General features: G+C 50.6%; 20 protein-coding genes. 12 read left to right on the top strand and 8 right to left on the bottom strand.

What is annotated here, in order from left to right; translation table 11 throughout:
- The first annotated feature begins 186 nt into the window (after positions 1-186).
- The gene (gene recA / locus L9P87_RS03360) at positions 187-1,269 is read left to right on the top strand and encodes a recombinase RecA (RefSeq protein ID WP_237443264.1); all 1,083 of its coding nucleotides are present in this window, start codon (positions 187-189) and stop codon (positions 1,267-1,269) included.
- A gap of 163 nt (positions 1,270-1,432) precedes the next feature.
- Here recA and sat read toward each other — a convergent pair whose 3' ends face one another.
- Both sat and cysC read right to left on the bottom strand, forming a co-directional pair.
- A complete protein-coding gene (sat, locus tag L9P87_RS03355) occupies positions 1,433-2,623 on the bottom strand; it encodes a sulfate adenylyltransferase (protein WP_237443263.1) in 1,191 nt (396 codons plus the stop codon).
- A gap of 48 nt (positions 2,624-2,671) precedes the next feature.
- Positions 2,672-3,292 (bottom strand): adenylyl-sulfate kinase, encoded by a 621-nt coding sequence (gene cysC, locus L9P87_RS03350; protein WP_237443262.1) that lies wholly within the window; start codon positions 3,290-3,292, stop codon positions 2,672-2,674.
- A 186-nt stretch (positions 3,293-3,478) separates the two neighbouring features.
- Here cysC and L9P87_RS03345 point away from each other — a divergent pair, with 186 nt between their 5' ends.
- From L9P87_RS03345 to L9P87_RS03335, 3 genes are all read left to right on the top strand, one after another.
- A complete protein-coding gene (locus tag L9P87_RS03345; RefSeq protein WP_237443261.1) occupies positions 3,479-4,357 on the top strand; it encodes a LysR substrate-binding domain-containing protein in 879 nt (292 codons plus the stop codon).
- Positions 4,358-4,369: 12 nt separating this feature from the next.
- On the top strand, positions 4,370-4,933 hold the full coding sequence (locus tag L9P87_RS03340) for a regulatory protein RecX (RefSeq protein ID WP_237443260.1): 564 nt from the start codon (positions 4,370-4,372) through the stop codon (positions 4,931-4,933).
- 106 nt (positions 4,934-5,039) lie between these two features.
- Positions 5,040-6,503 carry an NAD-dependent succinate-semialdehyde dehydrogenase gene (locus L9P87_RS03335; protein ID WP_237443259.1) on the top strand — a complete coding sequence of 488 codons (1,464 nt, stop codon included), beginning with the start codon at positions 5,040-5,042 and terminating at the stop codon, positions 6,501-6,503.
- Positions 6,504-6,577: 74 nt separating this feature from the next.
- On the opposite strand, the gene L9P87_RS03330 is transcribed toward L9P87_RS03335, so the two are convergent.
- Together L9P87_RS03330 and L9P87_RS03325 are read right to left on the bottom strand one after the other, a co-directional pair.
- Positions 6,578-8,314 (bottom strand): FAD-binding protein, encoded by a 1,737-nt coding sequence (locus L9P87_RS03330; protein ID WP_237443258.1) that lies wholly within the window; start codon positions 8,312-8,314, stop codon positions 6,578-6,580.
- A 98-nt stretch (positions 8,315-8,412) separates the two neighbouring features.
- Complete coding sequence (locus L9P87_RS03325; RefSeq protein WP_237443257.1) at positions 8,413-9,375, bottom strand: YheT family hydrolase; 963 nt, start codon at positions 9,373-9,375, stop codon at positions 8,413-8,415.
- Between the two features lie 287 nt (positions 9,376-9,662).
- Between L9P87_RS03325 and L9P87_RS03320 the strand changes: the two genes are divergently transcribed.
- On the top strand, positions 9,663-11,804 hold the full coding sequence (locus tag L9P87_RS03320) for a TonB-dependent receptor (protein ID WP_237443256.1): 2,142 nt from the start codon (positions 9,663-9,665) through the stop codon (positions 11,802-11,804).
- A gap of 64 nt (positions 11,805-11,868) precedes the next feature.
- Here L9P87_RS03320 and L9P87_RS03315 read toward each other — a convergent pair whose 3' ends face one another.
- Positions 11,869-12,258 carry a type IV pilus assembly protein FimV gene (locus L9P87_RS03315; RefSeq protein ID WP_237443255.1) on the bottom strand — a complete coding sequence of 130 codons (390 nt, stop codon included), beginning with the start codon at positions 12,256-12,258 and terminating at the stop codon, positions 11,869-11,871.
- A 124-nt stretch (positions 12,259-12,382) separates the two neighbouring features.
- Positions 12,383-12,988: a TetR/AcrR family transcriptional regulator gene (locus L9P87_RS03310; protein WP_237443254.1), complete on the bottom strand. Its 606-nt coding sequence runs from the start codon at positions 12,986-12,988 to the stop codon at positions 12,383-12,385.
- A 115-nt stretch (positions 12,989-13,103) separates the two neighbouring features.
- Between L9P87_RS03310 and L9P87_RS03305 the strand changes: the two genes are divergently transcribed.
- The 6 genes from L9P87_RS03305 to egtD all read left to right on the top strand — a co-directional run bounded on the left by L9P87_RS03305 (position 13,104) and on the right by egtD (position 21,088).
- The gene (locus tag L9P87_RS03305; RefSeq protein ID WP_237443253.1) at positions 13,104-14,234 is read left to right on the top strand and encodes an efflux RND transporter periplasmic adaptor subunit; all 1,131 of its coding nucleotides are present in this window, start codon (positions 13,104-13,106) and stop codon (positions 14,232-14,234) included.
- Positions 14,235-14,236: 2 nt separating this feature from the next.
- On the top strand, positions 14,237-17,323 hold the full coding sequence (locus tag L9P87_RS03300; RefSeq protein ID WP_237443252.1) for an efflux RND transporter permease subunit: 3,087 nt from the start codon (positions 14,237-14,239) through the stop codon (positions 17,321-17,323).
- A gap of 87 nt (positions 17,324-17,410) precedes the next feature.
- The gene (locus L9P87_RS03295) at positions 17,411-17,947 is read left to right on the top strand and encodes a DUF1415 domain-containing protein (RefSeq protein ID WP_237443251.1); all 537 of its coding nucleotides are present in this window, start codon (positions 17,411-17,413) and stop codon (positions 17,945-17,947) included.
- A 110-nt stretch (positions 17,948-18,057) separates the two neighbouring features.
- Entirely contained in the window at positions 18,058-18,843 is a 786-nt protein-coding gene (locus tag L9P87_RS03290) for a PhzF family phenazine biosynthesis protein (protein WP_237443250.1), read from the top strand.
- Positions 18,840-20,117 (top strand): ergothioneine biosynthesis protein EgtB, encoded by a 1,278-nt coding sequence (gene egtB / locus L9P87_RS03285; RefSeq protein WP_237443249.1) that lies wholly within the window; start codon positions 18,840-18,842, stop codon positions 20,115-20,117. The genes L9P87_RS03290 and egtB overlap by 4 nt, the downstream gene beginning before the upstream one ends.
- Positions 20,118-20,131: 14 nt before the next feature.
- Positions 20,132-21,088 (top strand): L-histidine N(alpha)-methyltransferase, encoded by a 957-nt coding sequence (egtD, locus tag L9P87_RS03280; protein ID WP_237443248.1) that lies wholly within the window; start codon positions 20,132-20,134, stop codon positions 21,086-21,088.
- 47 nt (positions 21,089-21,135) lie between these two features.
- Here egtD and L9P87_RS03275 read toward each other — a convergent pair whose 3' ends face one another.
- Positions 21,136-22,536: an L-serine ammonia-lyase gene (locus L9P87_RS03275; RefSeq protein ID WP_237443247.1), complete on the bottom strand. Its 1,401-nt coding sequence runs from the start codon at positions 22,534-22,536 to the stop codon at positions 21,136-21,138.
- Positions 22,537-23,171: 635 nt separating this feature from the next.
- Here L9P87_RS03275 and L9P87_RS03270 point away from each other — a divergent pair.
- A complete protein-coding gene (locus tag L9P87_RS03270; protein WP_237443246.1) occupies positions 23,172-23,867 on the top strand; it encodes an endonuclease in 696 nt (231 codons plus the stop codon).
- Positions 23,868-23,878: 11 nt separating this feature from the next.
- Here the strand turns inward: L9P87_RS03270 and L9P87_RS03265 are convergent, their stop codons facing one another.
- The gene (locus L9P87_RS03265; RefSeq protein WP_237443245.1) at positions 23,879-24,736 is read right to left on the bottom strand and encodes an RluA family pseudouridine synthase; all 858 of its coding nucleotides are present in this window, start codon (positions 24,734-24,736) and stop codon (positions 23,879-23,881) included.
- Between the last annotated feature and the right edge of the window lie 66 nt (positions 24,737-24,802).

Below are 24,802 nucleotides of genomic sequence, written 5' to 3'. Positions count from 1 at the left end.
CACCTGATTAAGTGTACAGTAGTTTCACTGTTTGAATTTGGTTGTTATTGGCCTTCGGGTCAGCGGTGATAGTAGTGCGAGAAAACGCTATCAATAGTATGGTATACAGCCAGTAACAGCGATATTATACGGCCCGATGTTGGCCGACTATTTGGCCTATTTTAATTGTAAAGAGAGAGCACACCTATGGACGCAAACAAGGATAAAGCCTTATCTGCCGCGCTGCAGCAAATTGATCGTCAATTTGGTAAGGGTACAGTAATGCGTATGGGGGACCAGCAGGCACAGTCAATCCCCTCAATTTCTACGGGTTCGTTGGCCTTGGATGTTGCTCTCGGCATAGGTGGTTTGCCCAAGGGCCGTATTGTTGAAATTTATGGGCCAGAATCCTCAGGTAAGACAACTCTGACTCTATCAGTAATCGCCCAGGCGCAAAAAACCGGTGGCACCTGTGCCTTTATCGATGCGGAGCACGCCTTAGACCCTATTTATGCTGAGAAACTGGGCGTCAATATCGATGACTTAATTGTCTCGCAGCCGGATACTGGTGAGCAGGCGTTAGAAGTGACCGATATGTTGGTTCGCTCCGGCGCTGTCGATGTGCTAATCGTCGACTCAGTGGCGGCGTTAGTGCCCAAGGCTGAAATCGAAGGTGACATGGGTGATAGTCATGTTGGTCTACAGGCTCGTTTGTTATCTCAGGCGATGCGTAAGCTGACCGGTGTGATCAAAAACTCCAATACCCTGGTTATCTTTATTAACCAAATTCGTATGAAAATTGGTGTGATGTTCGGCAGCCCAGAAACCACCACCGGTGGTAACGCATTGAAGTTCTATTCATCGGTTCGTCTTGATATTCGCCGTATCGGTGCAGTCAAGGATGGCGATGAGGTGATCGGCAACGAGACCCGGGTTAAGGTGGTGAAGAACAAGGTTGCGCCACCGTTTAAGCAGGCCGAATTCCAGATTCTGTATGGCCAGGGTATTTATCGCATGGGCGAGATTATCGATCTCGGTGTGAAGCTAGGTCTGGTCGATAAGTCCGGTGCCTGGTACGCCTATAAGGGCAGCAAGATTGGCCAGGGTAAGGCTAATTCTGCGCGCTATTTGACAGAAAATCCAGAGATCAGCGAAGAGCTGGATCGTCTCATCCGTGCTGAGCTGTTAGTCACTCCAACACGTAAGGGTGATGAGGAAAAACCCGCCGCGGCAGTGACAGATGAGGTGGCAGAAAAACCAGCCAAGGCTGCAAAACCTGCGAAGGTTTAAGGTGCAAACCTGCGAAGGTTTAAGGAAAAAAGGCTGTGTTAGATAGTTAACACAGTCTAGTTAATCTTTTTATCTCCAATAGAACACGCTCCCTCAGCATTCTCTATTGGAGATTTTTGCTGTCTGGCCTGTGAGTCTCACCGACAAGACAGCGCATTATTGATTATTTCTGGTCAAGAATCTGATAGTAATCCATCAGGATTTGAGCGACTTCTGGCCGTGAAAATTCTGGCGGTGGCGCAATGCCTTCGCCCAGCATCTGGCGAACCTTAGTCCCTGACAGCAGCACAAAGTCTTCCTTGTTGTGATCGGGCACGTCGCGCATCATCACGACCTTGTTAAGTTTTTTAGAATAGGCGGTATGGTCGGCGCGGTAGATCTCAATCTCAAGCGCCCCCTCGGGGACCTCATCGAAAATAGTCTGAGCGTCGAAGGCGCCGTAGTAATCGCCAACACCGGCATGGTCGCGGCCAACGATCAGATGACTACAGCCGCAGTTTTGACGGAATACCGCGTGCAATACTGCCTCGCGTGGGCCGGCATACAGCATATCGAAGCCATAGCCGGTAATCATCACGGTATTGGCGGGGAAGTAAACCTCGACCATCTTACGGATAGAGGCATCGCGCACGTGGGCAGGAATATCGCCGGGCTTGAGCTGACCAAGCAGCATGTGAATCAACACGCCATCGGCATTTAAATCATCGAGCGCCATGCGGCAGAGTTCTTCGTGGGCGCGGTGCATGGGATTACGGGTTTGGAAGGCCACCACTTTCTGCCATCCGCGCTCGGTAATTTCGTTACGAATCTCAACGGCGGTACGGAAGGTATCGGGGAAGTCGGCCTGGAAATATGAGAAGTTTAATACCTCGATATCGCCTGACAGAAAGGTATTTCCCTGCGCCTTAAAAGTGGCAACACCGGGGTGGTCGCCATCGAGAGTGCCGAAAACATTTTCGGTAATGGTGTCGATCTCGGCGTCGGTGGCGGTGTCGATACCGATAACATTCATGATGGCGATCACCGGTTGACCTTCAACATTGGGGTCTTTTAAGGCAATACGACTGCCAATGGCAATATCGGCGGCATCGTCGACCATATTGACCACCGGCACGGGCCAAAATAGTCCGTCGGTGGTCTTCATATCACGGGCCACGCTGAGGCTGTCGGCCAGGTTCATATAACCGTTCAGCGGTGTGAAATAGCCGGCACCCAGCATTACCGCATTGGCGGCGGCAGCAGAGCTAATGAGTAGGCTGGGCAGGGTGGCTGCCTCGGCGGTTAAGGCATGGTGTTTTTCGGTATCGTAGGCGAACAGCGGGTTGAGTTGTTCGGCACCGTGGGGCTTGATCATAATAATTATCTCTTCAAAGAATGATTGGGACTGAATAAGGCGGTGATACTAGGCGGCGGGGAGTATGCCGCGCTCGCGCAGTAGATTAATTAATAGCTCAACTTCCTGCTGCAGGCTCATCTCGTGACTGTTGAGAATGATTTCAGCATTGACCGGTGCCTCATACGGGTCGTCGATACCGGTAAAGTTTTTAATTTCGCCGGCGCGAGCTTTCTTGTACAGGCCCTTGGGGTCACGCTCTTCGGCAACATCGAGGGGGACATCGACGAAGACTTCAATAAACACCATGCCGGCCTCTTCGTGCAGTTGACGGACGCTGTCTCTGTCTTTGCGGTAGGGGCTGACAAAACTTGAGAGAGTGATGACGCCGGTGTCGACAAAGAGTTTAGAGATTTCGCCGATACGACGAATATTCTCGGTGCGGTCTTCGGCGCTAAAACCGAGGTTCTTGTTGATACCGAGGCGGATGTTATCGCCATCGAGTCGGTAGCTGAGGTGGCCTAGCTGGTGTAAGGCTTGCTCGAGAGCGACAGCGACGGTTGATTTACCGCTGCCGGAGAGGCCGGTAAACCAAAGAGTGGCGCCTTTTTGCTTGAGCAGCGCGTTGCGTTGCTCAGTGCTGACTTCGCCATCGTGCCAGTGGACGTTGGTTGCTTTTTGCTCTGCCATATCGGTGCCTATATATCTGAGGAATGAAGGGTAATACTTTGTTCATGCAATGACGGTGAGTGTAAAACGCTGGTGTTTATTTGGAAAATGCAATATTTTGGTATCGGTTATCGGTTTTATAGGTAAGTAGCGCTTTGTCCAATGGCCAGAGCCGCTGGATATGCCTTGGTCACAAAGGGGATGGTTATGCGTTTTACCTTGCGTCAATTGGAGATATTTTTGGCCATTGCGGAGCAGGAGAATATCAGCCGCGCCGCAATGGCCCTGCACATGTCGCAATCCGCCGCCAGTGCTGCCTTACAGCAGCTGGAACAGAACTATGGGATTAGCCTGTTCGAGCGCATTGGCAAGAGCTTAAAACTCAGTGCCGCCGGCCGAACATTGCGACCCAAGGCTGAGGGGTTGATTGCGCATGCGGCGGAGTTACATCAGGGCTTTTTGGGCCAGGACCAGGCCGGCGATTTGAATATTGGTGCCAGTTTAACCATTGGTAACTATTTAGCCGTGGACTACCTGACCCGCTATAAGAGTCAGTACCCGCAAGCGAAGACTCAATATAACGTGGCCAGCACGCCGGAGATTGTCGACCAGCTGCTACGTTTTAATATCGACGTCGGACTGGTTGAGGCTGAAATTCATCACCCCGACATCGATGTGCTGCCCTGGCGAGAGGATAGGATGCTGGTGTTTTGCAGCAAGCATCATCCTCTGGCAAAGCAGAAGGCGTTGACCGATGGCGATTTGTTGGCGGCTAATTGGATACTACGTGAACCGAGTTCCGGGGCTCGACAGACCTTTGATCGGGCAATGTCCGGCCTGAAATCGAAGCTCAATATTTACTTAGAGCTGAACCATAATGAGGCGATTAAGCGGGCGGTTGAGACGGGCATGGGCATCGGTTGCCTGTCTGAGATTGCCCTAGAATATCCGCTGCGCAGGGGTGACTTGGTGGCCTTGGATATTGATAATAGAGACATGCGTCGACACTTTTATTTTCTGTTACATAAAAGTCGCCATCCGAGCAGTGCTGTGAGTCGTTGGATCGACCTGTGTCAGCATAAATAGCCAGAGGTCTATATGGTAGATGAAGTGAACACCCAAGCGTTGAACAAGCAGCAGCTTGAGCAGATGATAGAACAGACGCTGCGGGCGTCCAGTCAGCAGGATGAGCAGCCGGTCGACGATGACGAGGGCAAGAAAAAATATAAGGAGATGCGCTTCGCGGCGATGAACCTGCTGGCCCGGCGGGAATACTCTCGCGGTGAACTCACTGACAAGCTGCAGCGTCGCTTCGAATTGCCCGCACTGGCGGAGCTCGTGCTGGATCAGCTGATTGAGGATGGCCTGCAGAGCGATCAGCGTTTTACCGAAAGCTTTGTCAATAGCCGGGTCAATCGTGGTCATGGCCTGTTTCGCATCCGGCAAGAATTACGGCAAAAGAAGCTCGCCTCTCATTTACTCGAAGAACTGTTGTCTGAACTCAGCATCGACTGGTTTGCCGTTGCCGCCGACTGCTACCAGCGCAAGTTTGGAGACAGCAAAATCATCGATCAAAAAGACTACGCCAAACGGGCACGATTTATGGCTTATCGCGGACATAACAGCGGTGATATCACCGAATTGCTGGCGGCTTTTCGCTAGTGGCTGAGAGGGCAATATAACGCTATTGGGTTGTCGTAATCGGTGCTGAAACCGGCTAATCTACTGCTTATATTGATAATGGAAAACCCGCTTAGGAGGCCACAAGATGCCCAGTACCAATCCACTTCAGCTTAACGATGCCAGCCTATTTCGCACCGACAACTATGTTAATGGCCAATGGCTGGAGGCTGACAGCCGTTTTGAGGTGCTTAATCCCGCAACGGGTGAGTGCATTGCCGCTGTGGCCAATGCGAATGCTGATCAGATGAAGCAGGCCATCGACAGTGCCAGCAAGGCTTTTAAACAGTGGCGTAAGAATACCGCCAAGCAGCGCTCGGCAGTGTTGAAAAAATGGTTTGCTTTGATTACAGAGAACGCGGAAGACTTGGCCAAAATTATGACCGCCGAGCAGGGCAAGCCGCTGAGCGAAGCCGTTGGTGAGATTCACTACGGTGCCAGTTATATCGAATGGTTTGCCGAGCAGTGCAAGCGCGATTATGGCGATACCATCCCGACTGGCGATAACAGCCGTCGCATGCAAACCATAAAAACACCCGTGGGGGTTGTCGGCTGTGTCACACCGTGGAATTTCCCCTCGGCGATGATTACTCGCAAGGCTGCCCCGGCGCTTGCAGCTGGCTGTACCGTGGTAATTAAACCGGCGGCAGAAACGCCCTTGTCGGCTCTGGCTCTGTGTGTGCTGGCCGAGCGTGCCGGAATCCCCGCGGGTGCTATTAACGTTGTTGTTGGCACCGACAGCGAGGCACTGGGTGTCGAGCTAACCACCGACCCCGCCGTCGCTAAGTTTACCTTTACCGGCTCGACACGGGTGGGCAAGCTATTGATGGCGCAGTGTGCGTCGACGGTCAAGAAAGTATCGATGGAGCTTGGTGGCAACGCGCCGTTTATTGTCTTTGACGATGCCGATATTGATCAGGCTGTTGCCGGTTGTATCGCGACAAAGTTCAGAAATGCCGGCCAAACCTGTGTCTGCACCAACCGCATTTTTGTCCATCACAGCATAGCCGATATCTTCACGACCAAACTGCAGCAGCAAATCGAGGCCTTGACGGTTGGCAGTGGCACCGACGAGGTGTTGATGGGGCCGCTGTACAGTGACAAGGCGGTGGCCAATATGGACCGCTTGATCGCCGATGGTGTCGCCAATGGCGCGACAGTGGTTACCGGTGGCCAGCGTCATGCGTTAGGCCAGTGTTTCTATCAGCCAACGCTGATGACCGGTGTCACCGATACCATGCATCTAGGGCGGGAAGAAATTTTCGGGCCGATTGCAGCGGTACAGACTTTTACCAGTGACGATGAAGTCATTGAGCGGGCTAACGACACCGAATACGGTCTGGCGGCCTACTATTTTACCGCCAACGTCGGCCGGGTATTCCGCCTGGCAGAAGAGTTGGAATACGGTATGGTAATAGCGAATACCGGTGTTTTCTCCAGTGAGGTGGCGCCCTTTGGTGGCGTTAAACAATCGGGTATTGGTCGGGAGGGTGGTCATCAAGGCATCGAAGATTTTTACGATGTGAAGTACCACTGTATTGGCTTGGATTAACTGGGCTGGATAAAAAAACGCATCGTTATCGATGCGTTTTTTTTGCCTTGATTTTGAGCTTGCCCGCTACGCTATTAGGCGCTCTGCGGTATAGTCGCCTCGGTATTACCGGTATCGCTGTTGGCCGCTGCGGCAATATGTTCTGCGGCTAAATACCCGAAGGTCATGGCCGGGCCCAGTGTAGATCCAGGACCGGGGTAGGTGGGGAGAATGGCCGCGGAGCAATTACCGGTGGCATATAAGCCACCGATGGCCTGTCCTTGCTGATCCAGCACCTGAGCATCGGTATTGGTGGTTAAGCCGCCCTGGGTGCCAAAGTCTCCGGCCTGCAGGGTAAGGCAGTAAAACGGTGGTTTAGCAATCTCTCCCAAACACGGGTTGGGTTTGTTTGCAGGGTCGCCGTAGTAGCGGTCGTAGGCATAATCGCCCCGTTTAAAATCGAGGTCTTTACCGGTCTTGGCATAGCCATTGAAATCGCTGACGGTTTGACACACGGTCTTAACGTCGAGCTTGGCGTTGGCGGCGAGTTCTTCAATAGTATCGCCACAGGCCACCAATCCCTCGCTGAAGTAATCCTTGGGGATAGACCACTTGGGACCCATTAAGGGGTAGGCGCCATAGGTCTTTTTGAAGTTGCTGTCGAAAATCATGTAGCAGGGGGCGCAGGGATTGTCATCACTGTGCTGCTGAAACAACTCTTTCAAAAAAGCCATATAGTTTTGTGATTCGTTGCTGAAGCGCTTGCCTGCCTTGTTGACCACAATAGTACCGGGTTGGGCCTTGGTAACAATACTCAAGAACGGGTAGGGAACGCGAGGAATATGCATGGTGGTACACCACCAGGCGTTATCCATCAGAGAGGTCTGGGCGCCAACGGCCATACCGGCGTTGATACCATCGCCGGTGTTACTGGTGGTGCCTGCGCTCCAGTGAGTATTCGTCGGCGAGGGCAGGTATTGCTCGCGCATCTGCTGATTGTGTTCGAAACCGCCACAGGCAAGCACCAAGCCTCTTCGCGCTTGTACTCGCATTGGCTTGCCTTCTTTCTCAACGATGGCACCGACAACCTTGCCGTGATCATCGCGGATTAATTCGGTCATTGGTGAGTTCAGCCAAAGCGGGATGTCGCGTTCTTTTAGCGCGATATACAGCTGGGCAATACCGCCGACACCGCAGGCAACTTCGCGACCGCGGCGATGTTTGAGCAGCCAACGGATGTCGGTGAAGTGTTTAAATATTTTTTTAAAGGCCAGTTGGCGCCAGCCCGGCGAGTTGTTCGATAAAATCTGTGCATCCTGCTGTGACATGTGGATGCGGTCAAACATACAAATGGTACCGGGTAGCATGTCGTCGAGGTCAGCTTCCATGGCATCGACATTAAATGGGGTTGGCTCCAAAGAACGGTGACCGTTACGTGCGCCCTCGGCGTTGGAGTAATAATCGGGGTATTTGGCCAGACTGTCATAACGAATTTGGGTGTTGTTATGCAGTAAATCGACCATTTTTGGCGCGTTTTCGAGATAGACGTCGATCATATCATCGCGGCGTATATTGTCGGGAATGGTCTCAGTCAGATAGGCCTTGGCATCGGCAATACTGTCCTCGGCTCCGGCCTCTTTGGCGTAGCGGTTATTGGGCACCCAAATACCACCGCCAGATAGGGCGCTGGTACCGCCAAATTTATCGGCTTTCTCAACCAGTAGTACGTCGGTTATTCCATTGAAATGACTGCACAGCGCTGTTGTCATCGCGCCGTTACCAGAGCCGATAATTAAAACGTCGACACTATAATCCCAATCTTGCTGGCTCATAAATACACCGTAAATGCCGTTGTATCGGCTTTGTTATTATTCATTAGTGACTATTAGAAACTATCGGCGCCGCCGACCTTAATTAAATTCTTGTCATTTTAACGGAGGCTAATCAGTTCGGGTAGGCGGGTATCCAGCCAACTATTGAGTTTGTAGTTGGCTAGGAAACCGCAGTGACCACCGTATTGGCTGAGTTCTACGGTAAGCCTGTCACTCTGTTTAAGTCGATCCAGGTGTGCACTGAGAATCACCGGGTCGTCGGCGCTACTGATAATATGGGTGTCGCAGTGCAGTGTTTGCAGTCGGCTGCCCTCGACAGAGTAGCCGTTAAGATAGCTGTCGCAATCATCATAATCGGTATGGTTGGGCACAAAATATGCATTCATATCGTCGAGTGTGTACAGGTCTTTAAGGGTTTCTTGGTAGCCTAATGCCGGGTGGTGTATCAGCTTTTTTTGCAGTGAACGCTTCCATTTTTTGGCAAAATAATTGTGGTAGATAACCGGCCCAGTATTGAGGGTTTGCATAGTCAGGTAGGGCGAAATGACCGGGCAGACAGCAATGACTTTTTGGTGGCTGATACCGGTGCTGCTATCGGCAGCGCTTCGCAGGGCAAAGTTGCCGCCGAGTGAGAAGCCACAGAGGAAATATTGCTGATGGTTGAAGGCTTGCTGTATCGCCTGTTGTGCGAGTAGCACCTCCTCTAGCCGAGTTGAGTTAAACAGCTCACGATTAAGGTGGTGGGTATTGCCGTGATCCCGGAGGTTGAGCCGAACAACGCTGATACCGGCTTGCAGCATGGCTGTGCAGCTGGCCAGCATATAATTGGACTCTGCCGAGCCCTCCCAGCCATGGATAAGAATGCATAATCGCTCGGCGCCGCTGACGATATTACTAAAGGCTTCCATGGTAATACCATTACAGTCGAACAGGTGTCGCTGGCTGTGTTTTATCCACCCCCTTGCCCGGTGACGCACCACTGCCTTGCGTGGTTGAGCCGACGATAAAATCGACTGTATATGAGGGTTTCTTAATAATACTGGCGGTTTGAATGTCTTCATTGTGATGTCGGTAAAGCCTGCTCGATCCATAAGAATAGTGGTGTTTGAAAATACAGCGCATGTTTTTTTGAAAAAAAAAGACCTGGCTCAAGATGTTGAACACTTTTATACGTAACTACTTTAACCCATTTGTATTAGTCGATAGTATTTTTTGTAGTATGCGTATGACATACGGATTATTGGCTCGTAGACTATCGCGTGTTAATCATAATAAAAAAAATGGTTCGAGCCATTAAACACAATAAAAATATCATAGCTAACAGATTAGCTATGCATGGAGAGACATAATGTTACCGTTTTTTACCCGCAAGCCTCTGGCCGCTGTCATTGCGATGGCCTCTGTTGGATTGACCTCTGCTGCTATGGCGCAAAACAATACTCCTGCGTTAGAAGAGGTGGTTGTCACCGCAGAGAAACGCGAGGCGTCACTGCAGGATACGCCAATTTCGATCGCTGCCTTTGATCAAACAGAGCTCGATAAATACCGTATCGAGAATATTGGCGATTTAGAGGGTATGACGCCGAACCTATCGATCACACCATTCCCGACCAGCCGCAGCTCACTGGTGGTGTTTATTCGTGGTATCGGTAATAACGACAGCCAGACCACCCAGGACCCGGCTGTCGGCATTTATATGGACGGCGTCTACGTTGGCCGATCAACAGGCCTTACCACCGATGTGGCAGCGCTGGAGCGTATTGAAATATTGCGTGGCCCGCAGGGAACACTCTACGGACGTAACACCACCGGTGGTGCGATCAACTATGTCACCACCAAGCCGACACAAGAGTTTGGTTTCCAGCAAAAGGTGAGCGGTGGTAATAATGATTACTGGCAGTCGGTCACCACGGTAGACAGCGGTGAAGTCATTGATGGCTTAACCTCGAAGTTGACCTTCTTAAAATCCCATAACGGCGGCTGGGTAGAAAATACCGGCAGCGGTAACGACTTTGGTGAGGAGGAGAAAACGGCTGGGCGTGTTGCCATCAGCTTTGCCCCCACCGAAGAATTGAGCTTCGACTATGGCTACGACTACTCGGAAAACACCGGCCCTCAGCAATTTTATCAGACCACCTGGAGCAGTGTTGGCCCGTATCAAGCAAAGCGTCAGGATAAGGGAGCCTGGGCTGAAGACGTTGAGGACAGCAATACCAAGGTCTACGGCCATAGCTTAACAGCCAGTTATGATCTGGGTGCGGCGGTCATCAAGTCGATTACCGCCTACCGCAACTTGGATGAGAGCATTATTCAGGATTATTCTGGCCAGTCATTTGCGCCTGGTTTTAGGGTCAATATTGACGTTAATCACGAACAGTGGTCGCAGGAATTCCAGTTGCTCGGTGATATCGGCGATAATATTAATTATGTCACCGGCCTCTATTACTACAAGGAGAAGGCGTTAGAGCAAGAATATGACACCGCGCCATTACCGCCTACTTATGCGGTAGGTGTGGTAGAAAACCGTTATATACAGTCTCGAAACGAGGCCTTGGCCGCCTACGGTCAGATGACTTATAGCTTCAATGAGATGATCGATCTGACCGCCGGTCTGCGTTATACCGAGGACAAGCGCGAGGCGAGTAAGGACAGCATCAACTTTACCCAACAGCACTCCGGCTCAGAGACCTATTCCAATATTAACCCCAGCCTAACCCTGAACGTGCATTGGATGGACGATGTCAGCACCTATGCCAAGGTGGTTAATGGTTATAAATCCGGTGGTTTCAACGCGCGTAGCACCGAAGAAGGCTTCCAGAAGCCGTTTGATGAAGAGGAACTGTGGTCTTATGAACTGGGTCTAAAGTCGATGTTACTCGACGACCGTGTGCGCTTAAATGCTGCGGTGTTCTATAACGACTACAGCAACATGCAAATTCAACAGATTACCGATAATACCAAAATCTTCCTGACCGATGTATTTAACGCTGGTGAGGCGACGACCCAGGGTATTGAATTAGATGTCACGGCGATGATTATTGAGGGTTTGAGTGTCACCGCTAACTACGCCTACCTCGATGCGGAATTCGACAAGGTCAGCGACGGTCAGTCTGGTGCCGATGTGACGTCCAGCTATACCATGCCTTATGCCCCTGAAAACAGCTATAACATCAGTCTCGATCACACCTTGGCAATCGGTGATATGACGCTGGCCAGCTCACTGAACTACAACTGGCGTGATGTGCAGTTTGGTACTGCGGCCAACCCCGATATGGAAGGCTTTAAGATTGATAGCTATGGTTTGCTGAATGGCCGAGTACAATTGAGCGGTGTCAAGATTGCTGGCGACAGTGAATTGGAATTTGGCCTGTGGGGTAAAAACCTGGCCGATGAGGAATACATTGTTCACACGATCAGTCAAGGTGTCATGCACAACGGCTACTTCGGTGAGCCATTAAGCTACGGTTTGGATGTCACGTTTAACTACTAACGATTAAATGCAGGCAATAAAAAAGGCAGCGATTTCGCTGCCTTTTTTGTCTCCATTACTTCGATTATTGTGTCTGTATTAGTGCCGTGTAGGGTTTGATCATACGGCCGGAGGGCCACTTAACGTCAATCACAAAATCGAGAAAGCTATCCTGTATCGGCTTGTGGCTGGTGATGAGGATGTAGCCACTGCCACCTTGGATAACAGTTTTGAATTTTAATTTTGTCAGAATGAATTTTCTTTCGGTGCCGATTTTATCAAATGATGCCTGATCGGCTAAGCCGACTTTAATCGTCGACTCATCGAGCTCGCCAATATTTTTCAAGGCTATTTTTGCTTCGAATGGCTGATTGATCACCGATAACTGGGTGAGTTTTCCGGCGCTGAGACTGTGGCCAAATAGTGGCATTAGCAGGCAGAGGCTGCAGGCAATAGCGGTAATTATTTTTTTCATAATCGTCTCGTGTTATTGATTTGGCATTAATTTAACCCATTTCACCGTCAAGACTCGCGCGCTGTGTCACGTCTTGCTGATTAATGACAGCGTTGTGAACTGGGGTTATGTCGCCAGCGACAGATTATTTTTCATAGTAGTTCAAAAACAGTGTGATACAACTCTCAATGTAGTCGCTCATATCTTCGTTATCACTTGGCACGCCAAGGTCTAACTGCATTTTTGAGCGGCTTTTAAGCATTAATAACAGCTGGAAACAGGCATGTTCGATGTTGTCGATGCCCAGTCGGCCAATGCGTACTTGTTCCTGTAAATACTCTGCCAGCAGTTGAGCAATACGCTGTGGGCCAGCCTGATAAAACAGTTGGCCGAGTTCAGGGTGGCTTTTAGATTGACTGACACAGGTGCGATAAATCGACACCGCCTCCTCGCTGATAACCATCCGGTGAAAGCGGCGGCCAAACTCGATCAAGGTATCTTTGATCGGCTGGTTTTGTTGGAAAATCTCTTCATTGATTTGGTATACATCGCATTTGGCACTGATGGCGGCGCTGAATAAATCGGTCTTGGTGCCAAAGTGGCTATAAACGGTCTGCTTGGAAACGCCAGCACGTTTGGCAATGGCATCCATACTGGTATGGGTAAAGCCCAGCTCGCAAAACAGTTGTTCTGCGGCTTGCAGGATAAGCTCTGTTTTTAGCGCGCTTTTACTCTTGGATACGGTGGTCATTTTGCTCCCCATTATCACATCAGACTGGACTGGCGAGTCTAGTTTGAACTAAACTAGACTCGCCAGTCTAATTATTACATAAATATTGCATACGATAAAACCTAAGGATGTTGCCATGAATAGGGCGATGAGAAACCGAGTAGCTAGCATTGTGCTGTTGAGCGCTATTACCCCCATTTTCACTCTGCTCAGTGGCTGTGGCCAAGGTGATACCGCGAAAGTAGAGCAGCACCTGCACCCTGTGACCACTGTGGCGTTGGAAAAAAGCCAGCAGCTAGAACTCAATCGAGAGTTTGTCGGTGTTGTGACACCGAGTCAAAACGGTAGCATCGGCTTTGAGTTAAGCGGAAAAATCGCCAAGATATTGGTCGATGAAGGCGAGTCTGTAACCAACGGTCAGCCGTTAATGCAACTGGATACCCGTCTGCTGGCAACTGAAACCAATCAATTGATAGCCCAGCAGCGTCAGGTGAAATCTGATTTAAAACTGGTTAACTCCAACCTCGAACGCCTCGAATCGCTGAAGCTGAAAGGCTATACCTCGACCCAGAGTGTCGATGAGCAGATTGCCAAGCAAAACAGTTTGGAGGCACAGTTGCAGCAATTGCGCGCAGGGGTGAATGCCAATGCAATTAAAATTGAAAAATCACTGCTAAAGGCGCCGTTTGATGGTGTTATCGGCAAGCGTCAGGTGTCGTTAGGGCAGGTGGTCAGCGCCGGAACACCGGTTTATTCTTTGTTGTTACAGCAGTCGAACGAGGCGCAGGTCGGGGTGCCTTCCCGTATGCTTGGTCAGTTAAGTGTCGGTGACGCGCTGCCAGTGACCATTGGCCGTCAGCAATATTTTGCGCAGTTAATTACCAAGGGTGCGGTGATTGATCCCGCCACACGTACTGTCCAGCTACGTTTAGCCCTGCCGGTCGAAAGTGAGGTAATCAGCGGTGAGTTAGCCTATTTAACATTGCCTGAACAGATTGAACGTGAGGGTTATTGGCTGCCCCTGACAGCGCTGACGGATGGTATTCGCGGGCTATGGAATGTCTATGCCTTGAGCGAGCAGGGCAATGGTGTCTATCAAATTGAAAAGCGTGATATTCGTATCCTCTATGCCACCGGCAAAGAGGCCTATGTGCAGGGCGCGATCAGTGAGGGTGAGCAGGTTGTCAGTGATGGCTTGCACCGCTATGTGCCCGGTCAGCAGGTAACGCTGGCTGATCAGTCTTCGATGACGGTGGTGGAGCAGTAGTCATGAAGCAATTGATTGATAACCCACGGCTGTTGATTCTGGCCATTGCACTGTTGTTTGTTTCCGGTCTCGGGGCGCTGAAAAGCATTCCGAGAATGGAAGACCCCCATATGATTAACCGTTTTGCCATTGCCACGGTCATCTATCCAGGTGCCAGCGCAGAGCGGGTAGAGGCTTTGGTCACTGAGCCAATAGAGAATGAATTGCGACGTCTTAGTGAGATCGAGGAGATTACCTCGACATCTCGACCCGGTGTCAGCATCGTCAGCATTATGCTCAAGCCCGAGGTGACGGACCCGGGACCGGTTTGGTCGCTGGCACGAGATTATTTAGCCGGCGCCCAAGCACATCTGCCTGATGGTGCATTGCCGCCTACCTTGAACAGCGATAGGGGTTATGCCTTTACCAGCCTTATTTCATTACGATGGCAGGGTGAGGGTGAACCGGATCTCAGTATTTTAGGGCGCTATGGCAAGGAGTTGGAAAGTCGCCTGCGCCAGCTGCAGGGCACGGAGTATATTCAGCTATTTGGCGTGCCTGAAGAAGAGGTGCTGGTTGAGATCGACAGCGGCATGGCCAGCTCATTAAAATTGTCGGCCAGCTCTATTGCCGAGGCTATCGCCTCAGCCGATGCCAAGGTGGCTGCAGGTCAATTATACAATGATCGCAGCCAGTTTCAGGTTGAACTTGGTGGCACCTTGGATTCTATCGAGCGTATCCGAGAGGTGCCGGTGGTGGTGAGCGAGGGCGGTTTAGTGTATCGCGTCGGTGATATGGCCAAGGTTTATCGCGAGGCGAAATACCCGCCAGCAGAGGTGGTTAGCGTCGATGGCGAACCCTCGGTGGTGGTGGCTGTGCGGATGAATGCGCATATTCGGATCAATGATTGGATGACCAAGGTTGACCAAATGTTGGCACAGCTACAAACCGAATTGCCCAGTAATATTGTCGTCAAAAAAACCTTCGACCAACGTGACTATACCGATCAGCGACTGTCTGAATTGGTCGACAATATTCTTTTGGGTTTTGCCCTCGTGGCTGTTGTGCTGCTGATCACACTGGGTTTACGCTCGGCATTAATCGTCGCCTTCTCACTGCCGTTAACACTGATGTTTACCCTCAGTTGGATGAACTTCTACGGCCTGCCTATCCATCAAATGTCAGTGACAGGGCTGGTTGTGGCACTGGGTATTATGGTCGATAACGCCATCGTTATGGTCGATAGTATTGCCCACAAACGTCAGCAGGGTTTGGCCCGATTACAGGCTGTGACCGAATCGGTCAGCCATCTTTGGTTACCATTGCTGGGTTCAACGATTACCACGGTACTGGCCTTTTTGCCTATTGTTTTGATGCCAGGCAGCAGTGGTGAGTTTGTTGGCGGCATCGCCCTCAGTGTTATTTTCTCGCTGATAGGCTCTTATATTTTATCGCATACTGTTATTGCCAGTATTGCCGGCCGCTTAATACCCTATGGTCATACCGATGGTAATCGTTGGTACCATATCGGTCTGCGTCTACCCACGCTTACCGCCAAATTTGAGACGCTGCTGACGACAAGTTTATCGCGACCAAAAACCAGTATTGCCATTGTGATGATGATACCGCTGTTGGGTTTCTTTGGCGCCAAACATCTGACTAATCAATTTTTTCCGCCCTCCGACAGGGACATGTTCCAAATCGAGGTCTATCTCTCGAGTCAGTCGAGTATTTTTGCCACCGAGCAGGTAACCAAAGATATCAGTCAATACCTGTCTGCCGAGCAAGGGGTCGAATCGGTGAGTTGGTATATTGGCAACAGCGCGCCCTCGTTTTATTATAATTTGCTGCCCCGCCAGCGCGGTGCCAATTACTATGCACAGGCGATGGTGACAATGGATCATTTCGATAGCGCCAATGCCTTGATTCCCCAGCTGCAAAAAACGCTGGATGCCCAGTTTCCCGGCGCACAAATCTTGGTCCGGAAGCTGGAGCAGGGCCCGCCATTCAACGCGCCGATTGAGATGCGTATCTATGGCCCTAATCTCGATCAACTGAAACAACTGGGCGATGAGGCACGTCGTATTTTATCGACCACCGAACATGTGGTGCACAGCCGGGCAACACTGGAGCCGGGCATGCCAAAGGTGTTGGTTGATGTCAATGAAGAGGCCAGCCTGATCAGTGGTATGGGATTAACACAGCTGGCGCTGCAGTTGCAGGCCAACTTGCACGGTGCGGTCAAGGGCTCGGTGATTGAGTCGACAGAGTCGATTCCGGTGCGTATCCGTGTCGGTGATCAGCAACGACAAAATCTGGCTTCGCTGGGTGATTTAACGCTGCCGACGGCTGGGCAGGAGTTTAACAGTGGCGTGCGTCTGGCGGCCTTGGCAGATCTTAATCTACAGCCATCGCGGGGTGCTATCCCACACCGTGATGGAGAACGGGTAAATGTTATTGAGGCCTACTTAGCCGCCGATGTATTGCCCGATGCCGTATTAAAAGATTTTCAACAAAAAATGAAAGAGCAGGGCTTTAGCGTGCCGGCGGGCTATCGCTTAGAAATCGGCGGCGAGTCCGATAAGCGGGCCGATGCGATCAGCGATTTGATGACCTATGTATCGGTAATTGTGGCGTTGTTAATCGCGGTAATTGTGCTGTCGTTTAATTCATTCCGTCTCGGGGCCATTATTTTGCTGGTGGCACTGCAGGCAGCTGGCCTCGGTTTACTCTGTGTCTATTTGTTTGGCTACCCGTTTGGCTTTACCGTGATTATCGGTATTTTGGGGCTGGTCGGTTTGGCGATAAATGCGGCCATTGTTATTTTGGCTGAATTGCAGGCCGATGAGGCGGCGGTCAGTGGCGATGTGTCGGCGATCAGACACGCGGTGATGAGCTGTACTCGTCATATTACCTCGACCACGATTACCACGGTGGGTGGCTTTCTGCCGTTGATCCTGGCCGGTGGTGGCTTCTGGCCGCCGTTTGCTGTGGCTATTGCCGGTGGTACGGTGTTAACCACCATCCTGTCGTTTTTCTTTGTACCGGCAGCGTTTAAGCTGTCCCGGGGGAAACAACAGAGCTCAACGGCACTGGCGGCAAATCGTTAGCCGAATGAGTTTGAGTAAAAAAGCGGTTGTCTTTCGCCGTTGGGCTTCTTAACATGCGGTTTTATTTTATTGATTGGATAGAGCCGCATGCAAACACAGAAGATGATTGAACAAACCTCGGCCTGGGTCGGTCAGTTTATTGTTAAATACAACATCTGCCCGTTTGCCCGCAGGGAGGTGGAAGCCCAGTCGATTCGCTATTGTGTTGCCACTGAATCCACACCGGCATCGCTGCTGCAATCGCTACTGGACGAGTGCCGCTATCTCGATGATCAGCCGCTGACAGAAACCACGCTGATGATTATTCCCTCGGGCATGGAGGGGTTTTATGATTATCTGGATTTACTCTCGGTTGCCGATCAATTATTACTTGAAGAAGGCTACGAGGGCGTCTATCAGCTGGCCAGTTTTCATCCCGACTACTGCTTCGATGGGGTGCCTCAGGACGATGCGTCGAATGTGACCAACCGCTCGCCCTATCCGATGTTTCATATTATCCGTGAAGCCAGCATGGAAAAGGCACTGAAGAACTATAAAGAGCCGGAATCCATTCCCGATAACAATATTCGATTAACTCGCGAAAAGGGCAGTGCTTTTTGGCAGCAGCTTTTTCACTCGCTGTAATATCGGCTCAATAGGGCCAAAAAAACTGTTTAAATTCACTCTGTTTCTTTTCGTTGTCATGATTAATAGGTTATGGTGAAGAAAGTCAATCACAGAGCCGTTTTGATTATATGGATCATAATCAACATCGTTTTAGTTACATTGATGTCTTTGCGACATCGTTATTCGTGGGTACCAGCGCAGCCATCAGTGCCAGCCCGCAACCGCTGTCTGCGCAGGCAATGCAGCAGTCCGTTTCGTTGGCGGCTACGCAGCCAGCAACATCAGCTCCCGCTTATTGTTTTCTCTGGCCTGAATCGAAGACCAGTTACCGACTTTACTGCTTTAATGCCAGGCAGCTTATTCAATGTTGTGGCCATGGATTATTAGCCGCAGCGCACTACCTTAAACCCCATCTTCCCCGCTATTTCTTAGTGGCAGATAATCGGCTACCGGTGCGATATCAGCCCACAGTCGCAGTCGGTCTACCGCGATTGGGTTGCGATGTTATTGCCATCCCTGATTGGTTAAACCAGGTATTTGACGCACATCCACTGACGGCTGCTTTCGCCGGTGATGAGCAGGGTTATTTAATTCTCCACTTCGATGACGATATTACACTGCCATTACTACGGCCTAGGCTGGAGAGATTGCAGCAGTACAGCCAGCGGGCAATCATTGTGACCCAGTGGCTGGGGCAACAAGAAGCCGACTATGGCTTACGGTATTTCGCCCCGCAGTATGGTGTCGATGAGGATGTGGTGACGGGGTCGGCTCAGCGTGTATTGGCCGACTATTGGCAGCAATACCAGCCACAGACGCACTACCGTGTGAGACAGTTTTCACCTGGCGGAGGGTTGTTACAGGTGAGTGTTGAGGACGATTATATTTATCTTAGTGAGGCGGAACGGGTATGAGCGTTAGAGAGGTCGAGCAGACCAGCGACAAACACTTTGACAAGGCGTTGTTGGCAGATTTTCGGCGCGTCCGCCTGCAGTCGGTAGACAGCTGTCGCCCCCTGCAGTTAGAGGATTATGGCTTACAGGCGGTGGCGGAAACCAGCCCGACAAAGTGGCACTTAGCTCATACTAGTTGGTTTTTTGAAACCTTTATATTGAAACCATACCGGGCCGATTACCAACCCTTGAACCAACACTATGAATACGTCTTTAACTCCTATTATAACGGTGTCGGCGAACAATTCCCCCGGCAAAAACGCGGTTTGCTGTCGCGGCCAAGTGTCGCCGAGGTGATGCAGTATCGTGATTATGTCGATGGCGAAATCTCAGCGCTGTTGGGGGCTGACAGTGAGTTCGTTGAGGTGATTACCGCACTGCTGACACTTGGTATACACCATGAACAGCAACATCAGGAGTTGTTTTATACCGATATCAAATACAACCTCGGACAAAACCCGCTGTTACCAGTATTCACTGAGGCACCATTATCAACCCGCGAAACAGCCACCTTGGGGGAGATAGGCTATCATCGATTTAACCCCGCGTTGGTGTCGATCGGTTATGGCGGTACTGGCTTTTGTTTTGATAATGAGCGACCGCAACACCTGCATCAGCTCAGTGGGTTTTGTATTGCCGATAGATTGGTCAGCTGCGGCGAATATATTCAATTCATCGAACAAGGAGGTTATCGACAGCCGCAATTTTGGTTGGCAGATGGCTGGGCTGCGGTACAGCAACAGGGCTGGCAGGCACCGCTATACTGGCAAAAGATCGATGATTGCTGGCATGAGTTCACCCTGCATGGATTGCTGCCGGTTGACCTTGATCGACCGGTCTGTCACGTGTCGGCCTATGAGGCGGATGCCTATGCTAGTTGGGCTGGGGCACGACTGCCGACTGAGCAGGAATGGGAGTGGGCCGCACAACAAGGGCATATTAATGGCAGCGAAAGACGGCAGCAGTTGTTACGACCCGAGCTGATGACACAGCCTAATGCCTGTGACGGGCTTTGGCAGTGGACCAGCAGTAGCTATAGTGGCTACCCTGGTTTTGTTGTTGAGGACGGTGCCGTGGGTGAATACAACGGTAAGTTTATGGCCAACCAATTAGTACTGCGCGGTGGCAGTTGTGTCACATCGCCCGGGCATTATCGCAGCAGTTATCGTAATTTCTTTTATCCCGGTCAGCGCTGGCAGTTCAGCGGTATTCGATTGGCCAAAAACAGCGTTTAAAAAAGGTGTTTTCCATGCAGCGAATCAGTCAAAAGCCGTGTGATCAACAGATATTTTCGCCACTGGCCGAAGAGTTATATGAGGGTTTGTCGGCGGATAAAAAAATCATTGATCCCAAGTTTTTTTACAATCAGCGCGGCTCTGAATTGTTCGATCAAATTACTCAGACTGAAGAGTACTATCCAACCCGAACAGAGAAGAAAATACTGGCCGATAACGCCATGGAAATTGCCGGTTATATTGGTGATGATGTCGTTTTAATTGAGCCCGGTGCCGGCAACTGCGACAAGGTTAAGGCCCTGTTGCCTGTCGTGCGACCGAAAGCCTATGTGCCGCAGGACATCTCAGCAGCCTTCTTGCAGCAGACAACGGCTGAGCTAAGACAGCAGTTTCACTGGTTGAATGTGGAGCCCGTCGTCGGCGACTTTTCTGCCGGCATGGAATTATCGACACCACTGCCGCAGGGGCGCAGAGTGGTGTTTTACCCCGGTTCAACTATCGGCAACTTTCACCCTCAGGCTGCCGCCTTGTTTTTGCGCCAGTTGCATGCGTTGGTGGGGCACGGTGGCGGCTTAATTATTGGGGTCGATTTACAGAAAAAGTCATCGCTGTTAAATGCCGCGTACAATGATCAAGGGGGTATTACCTCGGCATTCAACTTGAATATTCTTAATCATGCCAATGAATTGCTGAACGCCAATTTTGATACTAAAAACTTTTCCCACCTGGCGTTTTATAATGATGAGATGCAGCGCATAGAAATGCACTTAGTCAGTAATTGCCAGCAGCATATCGACTGTGGTGGCGGCCGTATTTATTTCAATAATGGCGAACGTATTCATACGGAATGCTCCTATAAATACACTGTCGAGTCTTTTATCCAGTTGGCGGCGGAGTGTGGCTTTATCGGTGTAAAGAGTTGGCTCGATGATGATAGGCTGTTCAGCCTACATTACCTGCTGGCCGACTAGTAATCATGCAGCCGCAACGAGTGCTGCTGGGTGAAAAAGTGTTTTTGCTAGCAGGCAATGTGGTTTTTATTAGCATAGATAGCCAGTCCACCTTGACTGGTTTCCTTGTATTTTGCCTGGATATCCATACCCGTTCGGTACATGGTTTCGATGACGCTGTCGAGGGGAACCTCGTGCTCGCCGTTGCCGCGCATCGCGATTCTACTGGCGGTAATGGACTTAATAGCCCCCATGCTATTGCGCTCTATACAGGGCACCTGTACCAGCCCGTTTATCGGGTCGCAGGTCATGCCTAGATGGTGCTCCATACCAATTTCGGCAGCATTTTCTATTTGATCGATATTGCCACCGCTGACAGCAGCAAGTCCGGCGGCCGCCATCGAGCAGGCAACTCCAACCTCTCCCTGGCAACCGACTTCGGCACCTGAAATCGAGGCATTCATTTTGTACAGCGCGCCAATAGCCGCAGCGGTTAATAGGAAATTGCGAATTCCCTGTGGGCTGGATTCATGATTAAAGCGCTGGTAATAAGAGATAACAGCGGGGATAACCCCTGCAGCCCCATTGGTTGGCGCCGTCACCACGCGGCCGCCACAGGCGTTTTCCTCGTTGACTGACATAGCGAATAAGGTCACCCAATCCATAATGGCAAAGTGGTCACGCAGCATCGCCTCTGGATGGGCTAGTAATTTGTTATATATATCGGCAGCTCGACGTTTGATGCCGCTGACAGGCATGACGCCAGTCTGTCTCATGCCCCGTTCAACGCAGTCGTGCATGGTTTGCCAAAGCTCGTCGAGGCGACCGTCTACCTCTTGTTTACCGCACTGATGCAGGGCCAGTTCATTTGCATACATCAGCTCAGCAATCGATATCTTGTGCTGTTTGCACTGAGCAATTAATTCGGCGGCATTGCCGAAGGGGTAGGGTACTGCACACTGCTCGTGGCGGTCGAGGCTGTCGTCGCCATTGAACTTGTCAGCGGTGACAATAAAGCCACCGCCGATAGAAAAATAGGTTTGCTGATGCACGATAATGCCACTGCTGTCGAGGGCAAATAAGCGCATCGCATTCGGGTGCTCAGGCAGTGCTTCGCTTTGATGAAAAACAACCTGTTGTTGATAGTCAAAGCCGATTTTACGCTGACCGGCAAGGTTTAAGCGGCCACTACTCTTGGCGGTGTCGAAAATGCTGTCGGCAAGATCTGGGTCAATACTATCTGGCCGGAAACCTGATAGTCCAAGAAGGGTGGCCTTATCCGTGCCATGGCCAACACCAGTAAGTGCCAGTGAGCCATAAAGATGGATTTTGATGCTATCAGTGTTGTCGAGCAGACCAATACCCTGCAACTCTTCACCGAAGCGTAAGCCTGCCCACATTGGCCCAACGGTGTGAGAGCTTGAGGGGCCAATGCCTGTTTTGAATACATCGAAAACACTGAGGGTCATAGGATTTATCCGAGCGACGATATAGGTCATCCCTGTATCGCGACATTGAGTGATTTTTGAGCGAAACGTTATTGCGACACTATCATGGCAATGGGTAAATAACGAGTTTTGCTGGGGTTGATAATGCTGCGGTTAATGTAGCAGGCGTTGTGGAATGAAAACACTGATGTTTTTGCCAAAAAGCTTGATTGTCATCAAGATATGTCTGAATCGATAATGGTTCAGATGTGTTGTACACAAGGTCGCCAGTCGTTATGAGGGCACTGTGGATGCCCAGTGCAAGAATACTCTTCGAAAGGGCTTTGACGGACAATTCTTTTGCCTTATGATTGACATAAATAACAGGGCGAACGGTGTCAAAAGATATCTATGCCATGGGGGTGAGAAAATGCTCTTACCTCTGCTAACAAGGTAGTGGATAGTATGTCGCCCCTTTGGTATTGGATTTTTTATCTTCGATATAGAAAATCTTTTATTGAAATAAATATAAAGTTTCCGGCAAGGGATGCTGGTTGTTATGGCGTTTAACACTGTGTGAATAGTTTTTTGTACGATGTTTTTTCAATGAGTTGTTTTTTTTGTTTAAAAATAAATTTTATCCCTTTTTTTTATTAACTATTTTTAGTGTTTCTTGCTTGTCTCAAGCTGGCAATGAAACGGTTCAGTCATTTAATAGCGCCAAGAAAACCCTTGAGCGCAAAGTTTATAATCACCAGTCGGTGCGTCGTACCCTGTATTGCGATGCGGTCTATGATGAGAAAAAGAATATCACTGCCCCTGCTGGCTTCAAAACCGACAAGCATGTTAAACGTGCCAAGCGTGTAGAGTGGGAGCACGTGGTGCCTGCGCAAAACTTCGGTCAGAGCTTTGGTGAATGGCGCGATGGGCATAGTCAGTGTGTTGACAGCCGTGGCAAGCATTTCAAAGGTCGCAAATGTGCCGAAAAAATCAACACCGAATATCGCTATATGCAGGCTGATATGCACAATTTGTTCCCTGCCATAGGAGCGGTGAATGCGATGCGCAGCAACTATAACTTCGCCATGCTCAGCAATGTAAAAAGCGGCTTTGGCAGCTGCGATATGCGAATCGACAACCGCAAAGCTCAGCCCCCTGAACGTAGTCGCGGGGTGATTGCCAGAACCTACTTTTATATGGACGATAGCTATGCGCGTTACAGGATGAGTCGAGCGCAGCGTCAGTTGATGACGGCCTGGGATAAACAGTACCCGGTTACTGAGTGGGAGTGCCAGCGGGCAGTATTAATCGAGGCTTTACAGGGCAATAGTAATGAGGTAGTCCGCTCACGCTGTGAACAAATAGGCTGGTAGACAGGGAGGGCTTAGCCGGCCAGCACAGGCAGCGCCGGCAAAAACTGTGGTTCGAGTTGATAGCTTAATGGTTGGCCTGTAACAGGGCAGTCAAAGGCCAGTCGGTAGGCAAACAACTGTAAGTCGGGGCTGTTTTTATTGGCATTACCGTGCAGGCGGTCGCCGATAATGGGGTGGCCAAGGCTGAGTAAATGGCGGCGAATTTGATGTTTTCTGCCGCTTTCGATTGCCACCTTGACCAGGCTTTGTGCCGGGCGTTGACACTGCTCTAACGGTGTAATATGGCTGCAGGCACTGCGTTCATCGATGTCTCTTGTCACTGTCGCAGGCTCAGTTAATAAACCCTCACATACCGCCATATATTGTTTGTCGATAGCATGCTGCTGAAACAGCTCGGACAGGTTGCGGGTGGTCGTCTTGCTGTGGCCGACCAACATCAGGCCCGAGGTTGCACGGTCTAAGCGATGGACGATAAAGCCCGGACGCTGCAGGGCCAGTTCGGCAAAGCGCGCTATGGTACAGTGGTCGCCCCACTTAGAGCCCTGAGAATACATGCCACAGGGCTTATACCAAATACTGTAGCTGCCTCTATCGTCGATTAACTGGGCATTCCCTGGCATTTGTGCCAGCACGTTATGATTGAAGTAGAGATGTAGTTGTTGGCCTGCGGCGAGCGCCTTGTTGCGCCGGAGGCGCTGGGGCTTTTTGCCACTGCCGGACCAGACCGCACCTTTTTGCATGGCCTGCTTAATCTGTTGTTTCGAGAGCCCTGTTTCCAGCGCCAGTAAGGCGGCAGCATCGGGACAGCCCTGCTCAAGTTGACAGTGATGTTCGATAACAGTATTGGTAGGGGGCTGAGAAGAAGACACGGTCAGAAGGCTCTGAATAAAGCATCGATTATAATCGACTATTGGGCGAATTGGCAGAGGCGATTG

It is taken from the genome of Sinobacterium norvegicum (genome assembly GCF_923077115.1).
GTDB classification, from domain to species: domain Bacteria; phylum Pseudomonadota; class Gammaproteobacteria; order Pseudomonadales; family Sinobacteriaceae; genus Sinobacterium; species Sinobacterium norvegicum.
Note: the sequence above shows the minus strand (reverse complement) of the source record. Positions and strands in the feature narration are given on the sequence as shown.